The organism is Pseudomonas sp. SDO55104_S430 (genome assembly GCF_054070595.1).
Window position 1 is genome coordinate 1 of record NZ_JBSVXG010000148.1, and the last position, 14,864, is coordinate 14,864.

The window sequence follows — 14,864 nt, forward strand, 5'->3', positions numbered from 1 at the left end:
GACTTTGGGACGCGGAGCGTCCCGGGCTGCATTCCCACGCAGAGCGTGGGAACGATCAAACGCGTGAGCTGTGGTCAGGCTTTTGTGGTCAGCGGATACAACAACTCATCAAACTGCGACAACTTCGGAAAAACCAACGGCTGATCATCACTCAGATGCTGCAACCGCTGCGCGTAATCCTTGAGAAACTCCTGACGCGCCTCATCGCTGATGTACGGCACATGCCACGCCACAAACGGCTCCAGCACATCGAACCCGACATAGGCCAACGTGCCGCGCAGGATCGGGCGCAGCATGTCTTGCAGGGGGCCATGGATCGCGTCTTCGCCGAACATGTGCTCGCGCCCGCCCAGGGTCACGGTTACCAGGGCCCTCTTGCCCGCCAGCCCGCCCTGATCGTAGAAGCGTTTGCCGCCGTAGCAGATGCCCGAAACCAGTACGCGGTCGATCCAGCCCTTGAGCATGGCAGGCGCCGAGAACCAGAAGATCGGGAAGTTGAGGATGACGAGGTCGGCCCAGAGCAGCTTGTCGAGTTCGCCCTGGATGTCTGCCGCCAGTGACTGGCTTTTCACGCCCAGGCGTTGTTCCAGCGCGTACGCCAGGTACTCGGGGTTTTCCCGGGAGGAGAAGTCGGCGTCGCTGGCCACCGGGTTCCAGTTCATTTCGTACAGGTCGCTGACCTGCACTTCGTGGCCCTGGGCTTCGAGGGTGGTCACGGCCTGGTCGCGCAGGGCGGCGGTGAAGGATTTTGGCTCGGGGTGAGCGTGGACGATCAGTACTTTCATGGTGATTCCTTAGACTTTTTCCAGCGTAGGGTTTGTATTCGTTGCGCGGCTGGCCAGCAGTTGGTCGAGCCAGTCCGGGTCCATCTGCGGTTCGGAGGAGAACAGCAGCCCGGTGTAATCCTGATGCGGCGGGGTGAAGATGGCGCTGCGCGAGCCGTGGTCCACCACCCTGCCCTTTTGCATCACCAGTACCTCATCGGCAATCGCCCGCACAGTGGCGACGTCGTGGGTGATGAACAGGTAGGCCACGCCCAGTTGCTGCTGGATGCGGTTGAGCAGTTTCAATACGCCTTCGGCTACCAGTTGATCAAGGGCCGAGGTCACTTCGTCGCAGATGATCAGTTGCGGATCGGCCGCCAGTGCCCGGGCGATGCAGACCCGTTGTTTCTGCCCGCCGGACAATTCTCGGGGCTGACGATCCATGTACTTCGCCGGGTCCAGTTCAATCATCTCCAGCAATTCGGCCACTCGCGCACGCATCGCCTTGCCCTTGAGGCCCAGGTAGAAGGTCAGCGGCCGGCCGATGATATCGACGATGCGCTGGCGTGGATTGAGGGCCGTGTCGGGGATCTGGTAGATCATCTGGATGCGCCGCAATTGCTCCTTGCTGCGCTGACGAAAATCCGCCGGCAGCGGCTGACCGTCGTACAGCACCTGGCCGTAGGTCGGCGGCAGCAGCCCGGTGATCAGCCTCGCCGTGGAGCTCTTGCCGCTGCCGGACTCGCCGATCACCGCCAGAGTCTGGCCGCGATAGAGTTTTAGCGAGACATCGTGCAGCACCGGTTGATTGCCGTAGCTGGCGCAGCTTTGGCGCAGTTCCAGCAGTGGCTTTTCCTGCTGCGGGCACGGCTTGGGTTCGGTGTGGAAACTGCGCACTGCCCACAGCGACTTGGTGTAGTCCTCCTGCGGATCGCCGAGCATCTTGCGGGTCTCGGCTTCTTCCACCAGTTTGCCGTGGCGCAGGACCATGATGCGATCGGCCATCTGCGCCACCACCGCCAGGTCGTGGCTGATGTAGATCGCGGCGCTGCCGTAGGTCGCCACGGCATCGCGGATCGCCGCCAGCACTTCGATCTGGGTGGTGACGTCTAGCGCGGTGGTCGGTTCGTCGAAGATGATCAAGTCCGGGTGACAGGCCATGGCCATCGCGGTCATCACCCGCTGCAACTGCCCACCGGAGACTTGGTGCGGATAACGCTGGCCAATCTTCTCGGGGTTGGGCAGGCGCAGCACGCGGTACAGCTCGACCGCCTCGGCCATCGCCTGCTCGCGGCTCATACCGCCGTTCTTCACCGCGGTCTCTACGTGCTGGTCGATCAGCCGGTGAGCCGGGTTGAACGACGCCGCGGCACTTTGCGCGACGTAGGCAATGCGCAGGCCGCGCAACTTACGCAGCGCTTCGGGTTTGGCGTTAAGCAAGTCGATGCCATCGAAATGCACCGAGCCGTTGGTGATGCGGCAACCGTCGCGGGTGTAGCCCATGGCCGACAGGCCGAGAGTCGACTTGCCCGCCCCCGACTCGCCGATCAGCCCCAGCACCTCGCCGCGCTGCAGGGTCAGGTCGATGCCCTTGATCAGCGGATGCCAGGCGTCTTCGTAGTGACCTTCGATGTGCAGGTTGCGGATTTCCAGTAAAGGTTTGGTCGTCATGTTCAGCACTCCTTGAGGCCGCTGGATTTGTGCAGCATCCAGTCGACGACGAAATTGACGCTCACGGTGATCAAGGCCACGGCCAGGGCCGGCAGCAGCGGGCTGATGTCGCCGAAGGTAATCAGCACGGCGTTGTCGCGCACCATGCTGCCCCAGTCGGCGGTCGGCGGTTGAATGCCCAGGCCAAGGAACGACAGCGCACTGATGAACAGGAACACGAAGCAGAAACGCAGGCCGAACTCGGCAATCAGCGGCGCCGCGGCGTTGGGCAATACCTCACGGGTGACCAGCCACCACAGGCCTTCACCGCGCAGGCGCGCGGCTTCGACGAAGTCCTGTACGACCACTGTCATCGCCACCGCCCTTGAAAGGCGGAACACCCGGGTCGCATCCAGCAGCGCGATCACCAGCACCAGGGACACGGCATTGGTGCCGACCACGCTGAGGATCAGCAAGGCGAAGATCAGTTGCGGAATCGCCATCAGGATGTCCACCACCCGCGACAGGCCCTGGTCGATCGCACCGCCCTTGATGGCCGCGACCAGCCCGCTCAGACCACCGAGCAGGAACGCCAGCAGCGTGGTCAGGAAGGCAATGCCCAAGGTGTTACGCGCGCCGTAGACCAGACGGCTGAACATGTCGCGCCCCAGGTTATCGGTGCCCAGCAGGAACTGCCCGCCCCACGGCGCGAAGCCCTCGCCCACCACCTGGGTTTCACCGAATGGCGCCAGCACCGGCGCGAACACGGCCACCAGGATGTACAGCAGGATCACCAGCAGCCCGAATTTGGCGCTCAGCGGCGCCCGCAATAGTTGTTTGAACAGGCTCATGGCTTACCCCTTCGGATGCATCAGGCGCGGGTTGCTGGCAATCGACAGCACGTCGGCACTGGTATTGAGCAGGATGTAGGTCGCGGCGAAGATCAGGCTGCAGGCCTGCACCACCGGGATGTCGCGCTTGGCCACCGAGTCCACCAGCAACTGGCCCAGGCCGGGATAGACGAACACCACTTCGACCACCACCACGCCGACCACCAGGTACGCCAGGTTCAGCGCCACCACGTTGACGATGGGCGCCAGGGCGTTGGGCAAGGCGTGGCGGAAGATGATCCGTGACTGGCTGATGCCCTTGAGCCGGGCCATTTCGATGTAAGGGCTGGCCAGCAGGTTGATCAGGGAGGCGCGGGTCATGCGCATCATCTGGGCGATCACCACCAGGCTCAGGGTGGCGACCGGCAGCACCGAGCGTTGCAGCACTTCACCCAGCGATGCATCAGGCGACAGGTTGGAAATGCTCGGGAACCAGTTGAGTTTCACGGCGAACACCAGGATCAGGATGTAGGCGACGAAGAACTCGGGGAACGACACCGCGCTCAGGGCCGAGGTGTTGAGCAAGCGGTCGAACCAGCTGTTGCGATACAGCGCCGCGAGCATCCCCAGCAACAGGGCCAGAGGCACCGAGATCAGCGCGGCGAGCAACGCCAGGCTGAAGGTGTTGCCCAATCGCGTGCCGACCAGATCGGCGATGGGCCGCTGGTTGGCCAGCGACATACCGAGGTCACCGTGCAGCAGTTGCCAGATCCAGTGGCCGAAGCGGGTCAGCGGCGGCAGGTCCAGCCCCAGTTGCGCCCGGTAGGCCGCCACGGTTTCCGGGGTGGCGGACTGGCCGAGCATGGCCTGGGCGATATCACCCGGGAGCATGCCGACCGCGAGAAAAATGATCACTGACACCGCGAAAAGCGATAACAGCCCCAATGCCAGACGTTGAAGTAGCAGCTTGAAAATACTGTTCACTGCGTAGTTCCTTAAATGGGCACACCTTTGAAGACTGCAATTCCCTACTGTGGGAGCGGGCTTGCTCGCGAATAGGCACTGTCAGTTGACGAAGATGGCGACTGACACACCGCTTTCGCGAGCAAGCCCGCTCCCACAGGGATCTTCATTGCTTCGGCAATTGGCTTACGCCTGCCACCAACGCTCGATCACCCGCAACCCATCCAGTTCGCCATACGGCGCGGTCTGGCCGCCGTGGGCGACGCGGTTGGAGCGTGCGGCCACGGAGCTGGCGAACAGCGGCACGATCGCGCCGCCATCGTCCCGGCACAGGGCCTGCATTTCGTTGTACATCTCGCGGCGCAGCGGGTCGTTCATTTCGCCGCGAGCAGCATTGAGCAGCTGGTTGAAGCGCGGGTTATCCCAGTGGGTTTCGTTCCAGGCCGCGCCCTTGGCGTAGCCGATGCTGAACATGCGGTCGGCGGTCAGGCTGCTGTACCAGAACGAGGTGGTGAACGGCTGCTTCATCCAGACGTTGGAGAAGAATCCGTCGGCCGGTTCGCGCACCACCTCAATGTCGATCCCGGCGGCGCGGGCCTGCTCCTTGAACAGCACCGAGGCGTCCACCGCGCCGGTGTACGCCGCATCGGACGCCTGCAGGCGAACCTTCAGGGAATCGAGGCCCGCCTGTTTCAGGTAGAAACGCGACTTGTCCGGATCGTAGGTGCGCTGCTCCAGCGCCGTGTTGATGAAGCGGCTGCCTGGCTGGATCGGATGGTCGTTGCCCACCAGGCCATAACCGTGCAGCACCGAGGCCAGCAGGGTTTCGCGGTTGATCGCGTGCTTCATCGCCAGGCGCACGTCGTTGTTGGCGAACACCTGGCTGTCGGTGAGCATCGGGAAGGTGTAGTGCTGGGCGCCCTTGGTCTCTTCGATGACCATATTGGGGTTGCGCTTGAGCAGGGCCACGGTTTTCAGGTCGACCTTGTTGATCACATCCACCTGGCCGGTCACCAGCGCATTGATTCGTGCCGCGCCGTCGGCAATCGCGATCAGCTCGGCGCTGGCGAAGTGCGCGCGACCGGCTTTCCAGTAATCCGGACTGCGTTCCAGGGTCATGCGCACACCCGGCTCGAAGTCCTTGAGGCGATAGCCGCCGGTCCCTACGCCAGCCTGCCAATCCGCAGCCCCGTGTTTGCTCGGCATGATCACCAGATGGTAATCGGCGACCACGTAGGTGAAATCAGCGTTGCCCGAGTGCAGTTCGAACACCACGCTGTCGCTGCCATTGGCGCTGACCTTGGCCACATCGCCCAGTACGGTTTTCGCCGCCGAGCTGGACTTGTCACCCAGGTGATGCTGGATCGAGGCGACCACATCATCGGCGGTCAGGGTTTTGCCGTTATGGAAGGTCACGCCCTGGCGCAGTTTGAAGGTCCAGATGCGCGCGTCAGGCGTCGAGGTCCAGCTCTCGGCCAGTTCAGGGATCGCCGTGCCGTCGACGGCAATTTCGGTGAGGGTGTTGTAGACCGCCGAGAAGCCGACGAAGGTAAAAGTATCGACCCAGGAACCCGGGTCCTTGGAATCTGTGGTACTCGCCCCCGCGAGACCCAGGCGAAGCACGCCACCGGCTTTGGGCGTTGCCTCTTGTGCGATGGCGCCAAACGGCAGGCCCATGGAAAACGCCCCGGCCACCGCCGCCGCTGCTGCGCTGTACTTGAGGAAATCCCGACGCGGGAAGCCCAGTTCGTGGTTCGCTTGAGTAATCTTGTTTTTGTTATCGCTCATTGCCTTGCCCCTGATAGATCGCTAATGGAATTCCAGTTCTGCAGCTTTATCAAAACCACGCAAAGCACCGGGCCTGGGCCCGGTGCGGTCTAACCTTGAATCGCCAAACGTCACACCTGAATCGCCTTCACTTCGACGAATTCGTTGAGTCCCTCTTCCCCCCACTCCCGACCATTGCCGGACTGCTTGTAGCCGCCGAACGGCGCCTGATAGTTGAACGCCGCACCATTGAGGAAGCACTGACCGGCCCGCAACTGACGACCCAATTGCAAGGCACGCTCGGTGCTGCCGGCCCAGACGCCGCTGGACAGGCCGAACGGCGAGTCGTTGGCGATCTCGATGGCCTGCGCCTCATCCTCATAAGGGATCAGGCACAGCACCGGGCCGAAGATTTCTTCCTGGGCGATGCGCATGCTGTTGTTGACGTCGGCGAACAGCGTCGGGCTGACGTAGTAGCCTCGTTCGAAGTCAGCCGTCGACTCGCCGCCGCACAGCAGGCGTGCGCCCTCTTCCTGACCGATCCGGATGTAGTCGAGCACGGTGCGACGCTGCCCCTCGGAGCACATCGGGCCGAGGAAGCTCTGCGGGTCCAGCGGATCGCCCATTTTCAGGCTCAGGGTTTCTTCCAGCGCGATCTCCACCGCCTCGGCGTAACGGCTGGCTGGCAGCAGCATGCGGGTCAGCGCGGTGCAGGTCTGCCCGGAATTGATCATCACGTCCTGCACGCCATAGCGCACGGCGGCGTCCAGATCGGCGTCCTCGGCAATCAGCAGCGCCGACTTGCCGCCCAGTTCCAGGCACACGCGCTTGACCGAAGGCGCCGCGGCCTGGGAGACCCGCACCCCGGCGCCAGTGGAGCCGGTGAACGACACCATGTCCACGTCCGGGTGTTTGGCCAGGGCTTCGCCGACTTTCGAACCCGGTCCGCTGACCAGGTTGAACACACCGGCAGGCAGGCCAATGTCTTCGATCATCTGTGCCAGCAGGAACGCGTGCAACGGTGTGTCCTGGCTCGGCTTGACCACCACCGTGCAACCGGCCGCCAGCGCCGGGGCGAGCTTGCCGATCAACTGGTGCAGCGGGTAGTTCCACGGGTTGATGAACGCGCAGACGCCCACCGCTTCGCGAATCACCAGTGAGTTGCCGACTTCACGCACTTCGTCCATCACGGCGGCGAGTTCGACATATTGCTCAAGACCAATGATCGGCCCGTCGACCTGCACCGAACGTGACCACTGCACCGGCATGCCCAGCTCGGTGGTGATCACCGCGGCCATTTCATCGGCACGGGCTTTCAGTTGTTGGGCCAGGGCGCGGATGTACCCGGCACGCACGCTGGACGGAGTACGCGACCATGAGGCGAAGGCCTTGCGCGCTGCGGCCACGGCGTTGTCGACATCATGTTCATCGCCCAGCGGTACGCTGCCGGCCACTTCCTCGGTGGCCGGGTTGATGACCTGGGCGATACCTTTGCCCGACGGGGTTTGCCAGCGACCATCGATATACAGAGCGGTGTAATCAAGCATCTACCTCAACCTCCATCAATTCTTCAGCACAACGGGCGATGCGCTGGCAGGCGTCAAGCAGTGACGCAGCGCCAACGACCAACCCGAGACGGATATGACCGGCCGCGCTCGGCCCGAAGGCTTCACCGGCCAACACGGAAACGCCGTGGCGATCGAGCAAACGGTCGGCGAACGCCTGGGCACTGAGCCCGGTTTCGCGGATATCGACCATCACGAACATGCCGCCATCGGGTTTCAGCGCGCGGATCCCCGGGCAATCGGCCAGGCTTTCGCAGACCAGATCGCGGCGCTGGCGATAGGCTTCGCGCATGGCGTCCAACTCCGGCAGATCGCTTTCCAGGGCGACCACGGCTGCGTCCTGAACGAAGTCCGGCGAGCCATAGAGCATGCACAGCGCCAGGTTTTCCAGGTGTGCGGCCAATGAAGGCGGCGCCACCACCCAGCCGACGCGCCAGCCGGTCATGGCGTGGGATTTCGACAGGCTGTTGAGGGTCGCGGTGCGCTCGGCCATGCCCGGCAGGCTCGCCGGGCTGACGTGCTCGCCTTCGAACAGCAGTTCGCTGTAGACCTCATCGGAAATCAGCCACAAATCATGTGCGATGCACAGTTCGGCCAGCGCCTGCCAGGTGCTGCGCGGCAGGCTCGCGCCGGACGGGTTGTGCGGGCTGTTCAGGGCCAAAGCGCGGGTACGCGGGGTGATGCGCGCGGCGACGTCCTCGGGCATTACCCGAAAGCCGTTTTCCGAACGCACCGGCACCGGCACTACGACGGCACCGCAGGCGCCGAAAACGGCTTCGTAGGTGACGTACATCGGCTCGGCGACGATCACTTCATCGCCAGGATTCAAGACGCACTGGGCGACGCTGAACAGTGCGCATTGCGCGCCGGCCAGCACGGTCACCTCATCCGCCGAAACCATTTGGCCGCTGCGCTGGCGATGACGCTTGGCAATGGCCTCGCGCAAGGCACGCTTGCCGCGCACCTCGGCGTAGTGGGTGTTGCCGGACAACAGGCTGTCGATGGCGCCCTGCACGATCGGCTGCGGGGTGTCGAAATCCGGGTCGCCCACGGACAGCAACAGGATGTCCTCGCCCTGCTCGCGCTTGGCCAGCGCGCGGTAGTGAATATCCCAGGCCGCGGCGCCGTCACCGGCGATACGCTGGGTCAGATCGGAAAAACGCATGGTCTTCTCCCCTTCACTGCGCGCAGGCGTGCTTGAGTTCGATCAGGGTGACACCGTTGCGCTTGAAGCCGTTGCGCAGGTCGGTTTGCAGTTCGGCCAGGCTTTGCGGTTGGGTCACGGTGCACCCGAAGGCGCGGGCCAGGCCGCCGAAGTCGGGGTTGCGCGGCAGCACGCCGATGGGTTCGATGTCCAGGCCGAGCATGTCGTCGCGGATCTGCCCCAGGGCATCGTTGTTCCACAGCAGCACCACCAGCGGGCTGTCCAGTTCTTCGACGGCGGTCGCCAGTTCCTGCGCGGTATAGAGGAAACCGCCGTCCCCCACCAGCACCAGGCCCGGACGCTGCGGCGCGCCGAACTTGGCGCCGATGCCCGCAGGCAGGCCGTATCCCAAGGTGCCGTAGCCGGTCGGGTGCAACCAGCTGCGTGGCGCCAGCGAGTCGAAGGCGTAGTTGCCGGTGTAGGCCAGTTGGGTCATGTCGGTGCTGATGAAGGCATCGGCCGGCAGTTCGGCGGCGATGCGCGAAAGGATCGCCTGATGAATCGACTGCAACGGACCGTGACCGCTCTTCACCGCTTCACGCAGTGCCGCAACCTTGGCGATCGCCGCGCCCGCGTCGCGCACTTCTGGCGACAGGCGCTCCAGTAATGCAGCCAGGGTCTGTTGCGCATCGCCTTGCAGGGCCACGGCGCAGGGATAGAAGTCGTTGAACTTGCGCGAGTCGATGTCCACCCGCAGGACTTCGCCATTGACCGGCAGGCGCTCGCGCCAGAAATCGGTGTCGGCCATCTCGGTACCGACCGCCAGCACCACATCGGCTTCGGCGATCAGGTTCCAGCCGGGCTCCACGCACAGGGACGAACCGGCGTTCAGCGGCGCGTCCGGTGGCAGCAGGCCCTTGCCGGCGACGCTGGTGAACAGCGGCGCGGCCAGACGAGTGCTGAGTTCCTGCAATTGCGCGGTGGCATTCAGGGCGCCGCCGCCAGCGATGATCATCGGGCGTTTGGCAGCGTGCAGCTTGGCAACGGCTTCGTCCAAAACAGACGCCGCTGGCGCGCCGCGACCGGGACGACGCACCACTTCGTTGCTCCAGTCGCGGGCTACCGGTGCCGCCAATACGTCCAGCGGCACGGAAATGTGCACCGGACGCGGACGCTCGCTGTCGAACACCGCATAGGCACGGGCAACCAGCTCAGGCAGATCTTCAGCGGTCAGGGCCACTGCCGAGAACGCGGTGATCGGCGCGGTCATCGCGCGCTGGTCCTGGCATTCGTGCAGGATTCCCCAGCCCTTGCCCAGGCTGGCGGTGTGGTTGACGCTGGAAATCACCAGCATCGGAATCGAGTCGGCGTAGGCCTGGCCAATCCCGGTGGCGGCGTTGGTCACGCCGGGGCCGGTGATGACGAAGCACACGCCGGGCTTGCCGCTGACTCGGGCATAGCCGTCGGCCATGAAACTGGCGCCCTGCTCGTGGCGGGTCAGCACGTGGCGAATGCCGCTGCCGGGCAGGCCGCGATACAGCTCCAGGGTGTGCACGCCGGGAATGCCGAACACGGTGTCGACGCCGTAGTTGGCCAGCAGACGCACCAGCGCCTGGCCACCGGTCAAGGTTTTGCTTTGCATGTTCAGATCCTCACGCATGGCCGAGGCGAATCAACGCATCGACCGCGGTCGTGCCGTCGGCACCGACCAACAATGGGTTCACATCCAGTTCCAGCAGTTGCGCGGCGTTTTCGCAGGCGTAATCGGCGACTGCTCGAATCGCGGTCACCAGCGAATCGAGATCCGCCGCTTCGCGCCCACGGAAACCTTGCAGCAGCGCGGCGCTGCGCAGGCTCAGCAAGGCCTGGCGAATCGCACCGTCGGTGGTCGGCAGCAGCAGGCTGCGACTGTCCTTGAGCAATTCCACCAGGATGCCGCCGGCGCCGATCACCAGGGCCAGGCCGAAATCGTTTTCGCGCTTGATGCCGACGATCAGCTCGGCCAGTGGCGGCTTGGCCATCGGCTCCAGCAGCAGTTGATCGAAGGCCACGTCCGGCGCGTAGGCCTTGATGCTGGCGCGCATTTTTTCCAGTGCAGCAGTCAGCGCGGCATCGTCCTTGAGGTTCAGCGCCACGGCGCCGGCCTCGGTCTTGTGCGGCAGCTGTGCGCTGACCGCTTTGAGCACCAGCGGGTAGCCGAGTTTTTGCGCGTCATTGAGTGCATTGGCCGCAGAGCTCAGCACGCCGTTTGGTGTCGGCAGGCCGAACTCACGCAAGGCCTGTTTCGAATCCCACTCGTTGAGTAATTCGCCTTCGCCTGAAAGCGCTTGCGGGCAGAGCGGCACCAGCGCCGATTCACCCAGCGCCAGCAGCGCCTGACGATTGCGCTGGTAACCGGCGATGCGGCCCCAGGCGGCCAGGCCGTCTTCGACACCCTGTAACGCCCCAACGCCCTGGGCGTGCAGACGCTCGCGGGCATGCGGCGGCAGCAGTTCCGGGAAGGCCGAGGTGACGAAACCGGTCTTGCCATGACGCTCCAGCGCCTTGCAGTACAGGTCCAGCAACAGGTCGCATTCCTTGCGCTCGCCGGTGAACTCCGCCGGGTAATCGAGCACCAGCATCGCCGCGTCGGCTGCGGTGCGCAGGGCGGTGTCGAGCATGATGTTCAACGCTTCGCCGTCACCCCAGATCGCCGTGGTGAAGTCCAGCGGGTTGACCAGGTTGGCGTAGCTCGGCAGCACGGTGGCCAGTTCGGCGACTTGGCCGTTGTCCAGCTTGGGCAGCGTCAGGCCGTTGCGTTCGGAGTAGTCGGCGATCAGCCCAGCGTCGCCACCGGAACAGGCCAGCGCGATCAGGCTGTCGCCCGCCGGCAGGTTGCCACATGCCGCCGCTTTCAGGGTTTCGACAAAGCTCACCGGGCCGCTGACGCGGATCACCCCGAGGCGGTCGAACAGCGCGTCGTACAAGGCATCGGAACCGGACAGCGAGCTGGTGTGACTCAGGGCCAGTTCGGCGCCGATCTGCGAGACGCCGGTTTTCAGGGCGATGATCGGGATGCCCTTCTCCAGCGCCTTGTGCGCGGCACGGGCGAAACCCGGCACGTTCTTCAGGCCTTCCATGTGCAGGCCGATGGCGGTGACCCGTGGCTCATCGAGCAGCACGTCCATCAGTTCCGCCACGCCCAGTTGCGCCTGATTGCCCACCGACGCCATGTAGGCCACCGGCAGCGAGCGGTCACTCATGGACAGGTTGTAGGCGAAGTTGCCGCTCTGGGTCAGCACCGCCACGCCCTTCTCCACCGCCTTGCCGCCGTGGGCCACCGGCCACAGCGCGGAGCTGTGCAGGTAGTCCAGCAGGCCGTAGCAGTTGGGGCCGAGCAAGGCCATGTCGCCGGCCGCTTCCAGCAGCTGGCGTTGCAGGGCCTGGCCTTCGGCGCCTATTTCGGCGAAACCCGAGGCGTAGCAGATGGCACCGCCGGTGCCTATGGCGGCCAGTTCGGCGACGCAGGTCAGGGTCAGCTCGCGGTTGGTGGCGATGAACACCGCGTCCGGCCCGCAGGGCAAATCGGCGATGTTGCGCACGCACGGCACGCCTTCGAGGCTGTCGTGCTGCGGGTTGACCAGCCACATTTGCCCCTGGTAGCCACCCTCGGCGCAGCGCTTGAGGGCGCGGGCCATGCTGCGGCCGCCGACGAACGCCACGTGCTGGGGCGCGAGCATGCGTTTGAGGTTGTCACGAATCGATTGCGACATGGGAATTCTCCGGACGGATCAGCGCAGCAGCGGCCGCAGCAGTTCGCGGGAAATGATGTGGCGCTGGATTTCCGAGGTGCCTTCCCAGATCCGCTCGATCCGCGCGTTACGCCAGATGCGTTCCACCGGACCTTCATCCATCAGGCCCATGCCGCCGAAGATCTGCACCGCCTCATCGGCCGCGCGACCCAGCACTTCACTGGCAAACAGCTTGGCCATGCCGGCCTCGCCGTCGGTCATGGTGCCCTGGTCCATTTTCCAGGCGGTGTGCAGAGTCAGCAGTTCGGCGGCGCGAATCTGCGTTGCCATGTCGGCCAGCTTGAACGACACGCCCTGGTAGCTGCCGATTGGCTGGCCGAACTGTTTGCGGTCGGCGGCCCATTGCAGCGACACGTCCAGCGCCCGTTGCGCCTGACCGACGCAGTTGGCGGCGACCATCACCCGGCCGGCAGTCAGCCAGGCGTTGGCCACTTCCCAACCCTTGTCGACTTCGCCCAGCACTTTGGAAGCCGGAACGCGGCAGTCGTCGAAGAACATTTCGAAGGTGTGGTAACCACGGTTGCTCACGCACTTCGGTCCACGGCGAATGGTCATGCCCGGGGTGTTGCGATCGACCAGGAACGAGGTCACGGCGTTGCGCTTGCGGCCGTTGTGCTCGTAGGTGTCGGTCACGGCGAAGACGATGGCGAAATCGGCGTGGCCGGCGTGGCTGATGAAGTGCTTGCTGCCGTTGAGAATGAAGTCGTCACCGTCACGCACGGCGCGGGTCTTGATCGCGTTGGCATCGGAACCGGCGCCCGGCTCGGTGAGGGCGAAGCAGTCGATCTTCTCGCCCTGGATGCACGGCAACAGGTAGTCGTTGATCTGCTCGCCTTTGCAGGCCATGAGGATTTTCGAGGGGCGCGCGACAAACACGTGCAGCGCCCAGGAAACCTTGGACAGCTCACGCTCGATCAGCGCCTGGGACAGGTAGTCCAGACCGCCACCGCCCACTTCTTCGGGCATGTTGAAGGCATAGAAACCGGCAGCGATGGCCTTGCCGCGAATCTGCGCCGCCAGTTCCGGGGAGACTTCGTCGGCACGGTCGACTTCATCTTCATAGGGCAGCAGTTCTTTTTCGACAAAACTGCGTACCGAGTCCACCAACATTTCTTGTTCTTGGGTCAGTTGGAAATTCATGGTGCTACCTGTTGTTCGGGTGCTGATGGAGGGATGTCGCTGGATTAGCGGCCGATGAAGCGCGGCGCGCGTTTTTCCATGGCGGCGCGCAGGGCTTCGTTGCCGTCTTCGCTGCGACCGCACAACAGGCCGGCGGCGAGTTCAGCCTTCAGCTGTTCGGGCAGGCTGCGGTCGGCGCCTTCGCGCATGAGTTTCTTGGTCTGGGCGAAGGCGAAGGTCGGGCCGGCGGCCAGGCGTGCGGCCAGTTCGCTGGCGACGCCATGCAGTTGGTCGTCGGCGCAGACTTCGCTGACAAGGCCTGCGGCCAGGGCACGGTCGGCGCTCCACAGTTCGTCGAGGAACAGCAGGCGCTTGGCCTGTTCGCTGCCGATCAACCGTGGCAGGTGCCAACTGGCGCCCGCGTCCGGCGAGTAGGCCATGGTGGTGTAACCTGCCTTGAAGCGCGCCGATTGCGCGGCGATGCGCAGGTCGCAGCACAGGGTCAGGTCCATGCCCCCGCCGACAGCGGTGCCGTTGATCGCAGCGATGGTCGGTTTCTCCAGGCTGTGCAGACGGGTCATCAGGGCGTGGGCGGTTTCGGTCCAGCCATAGCTTTCCAGTTCGCCCCGAGCTTCTGCGGCTGCCCACTCGTCCAGGTCCGCACCGGCACAGAAGCTGCGTCCGCTGCCGGTCAGCACCACGACGCGAACCGCTGGGTCGGCGTTGTAGGCATCGAGCAGTTCGTGGATTTTTTTCAGCGTCGGAATGTCCAGCGCGTTGCGCTGGGCGGTGCGGTTAAGGGTGATCCAGGCAACGCCTGCTTCGACCTGCGTGAGCAGAGAATCGTGAGTAGTCATGCGAGTCCTCGAATTATTTTGATTGGTCTGAGGTGTTGCGACTTGAGGCCATACTAAACGAGTGTTCAGTAAGACGGCAATTGGGGGATGAAATGGGCTGTAACAGGCTTATAATCCGTATAAGTGATTGTTTTATTGAGAGTATTTATTGATATACGGGAGGTTGCCGTTGGCGCTGTTACAACTTCGCACAACTGCCGACAGACGGTGCACGTCCCTGTAGGAGCGAGCACGCTCGCGATGGACGTCAACGAAATCGCTGGGCGTCTGAATGCCCGCGGTGACTGGGCTACCATAGCGAGCATGCTCGCTCCTACAGGGTCCTGCGGTGATCACATATTTTGTGGGTGACAAAAAACAACTGTGGGAGCGAGCCTGCTCGCGATGGCGGTATCACATTCAACATCGCTGTTG

The 14,864-nt window shown here is 64.0% G+C and carries 11 protein-coding genes; all 11 read right to left on the reverse strand.

What is annotated here, in order from left to right:
• Positions 1-74: 74 nt before the first annotated feature.
• The gene (locus ACW9JE_RS21680; RefSeq protein ID WP_457433897.1) at positions 75-785 is read right to left on the reverse strand and encodes an NAD(P)H-dependent oxidoreductase; all 711 of its coding nucleotides are present in this window, start codon (positions 783-785) and stop codon (positions 75-77) included.
• A gap of 9 nt (positions 786-794) precedes the next feature.
• Positions 795-2,435, reverse strand: a complete 1,641-nt coding sequence (locus ACW9JE_RS21685; protein WP_457433898.1) for an ABC transporter ATP-binding protein — start codon at positions 2,433-2,435, stop codon at positions 795-797.
• Between the two features lie 2 nt (positions 2,436-2,437).
• On the reverse strand, positions 2,438-3,265 hold the full coding sequence (locus ACW9JE_RS21690; RefSeq protein WP_224533340.1) for an ABC transporter permease: 828 nt from the start codon (positions 3,263-3,265) through the stop codon (positions 2,438-2,440).
• A 3-nt stretch (positions 3,266-3,268) separates the two neighbouring features.
• Positions 3,269-4,228, reverse strand: a complete 960-nt coding sequence (locus ACW9JE_RS21695) for an ABC transporter permease (protein ID WP_224533339.1) — start codon at positions 4,226-4,228, stop codon at positions 3,269-3,271.
• Positions 4,229-4,393: 165 nt separating this feature from the next.
• A complete protein-coding gene (locus tag ACW9JE_RS21700) occupies positions 4,394-5,995 on the reverse strand; it encodes an ABC transporter substrate-binding protein (protein ID WP_224533338.1) in 1,602 nt (533 codons plus the stop codon).
• 110 nt (positions 5,996-6,105) lie between these two features.
• Positions 6,106-7,521: an aldehyde dehydrogenase family protein gene (locus ACW9JE_RS21705; RefSeq protein WP_224533337.1), complete on the reverse strand. Its 1,416-nt coding sequence runs from the start codon at positions 7,519-7,521 to the stop codon at positions 6,106-6,108.
• On the reverse strand, positions 7,514-8,704 hold the full coding sequence (locus ACW9JE_RS21710; RefSeq protein ID WP_457433899.1) for a pyridoxal phosphate-dependent aminotransferase: 1,191 nt from the start codon (positions 8,702-8,704) through the stop codon (positions 7,514-7,516). The genes ACW9JE_RS21705 and ACW9JE_RS21710 overlap by 8 nt, the downstream gene beginning before the upstream one ends.
• 13 nt (positions 8,705-8,717) lie before the next feature.
• On the reverse strand, positions 8,718-10,325 hold the full coding sequence (locus ACW9JE_RS21715) for a 5-guanidino-2-oxopentanoate decarboxylase (RefSeq protein WP_224533335.1): 1,608 nt from the start codon (positions 10,323-10,325) through the stop codon (positions 8,718-8,720).
• A gap of 10 nt (positions 10,326-10,335) precedes the next feature.
• A complete protein-coding gene (locus ACW9JE_RS21720) occupies positions 10,336-12,435 on the reverse strand; it encodes an acetate--CoA ligase family protein (RefSeq protein WP_457433900.1) in 2,100 nt (699 codons plus the stop codon).
• 18 nt (positions 12,436-12,453) lie between these two features.
• Entirely contained in the window at positions 12,454-13,614 is a 1,161-nt protein-coding gene (locus tag ACW9JE_RS21725; protein WP_224533333.1) for an acyl-CoA dehydrogenase family protein, read from the reverse strand.
• Between the two features lie 44 nt (positions 13,615-13,658).
• Entirely contained in the window at positions 13,659-14,450 is a 792-nt protein-coding gene (locus ACW9JE_RS21730) for an enoyl-CoA hydratase/isomerase family protein (protein WP_457433901.1), read from the reverse strand.
• Positions 14,451-14,864: the final 414 nt, after the last annotated feature.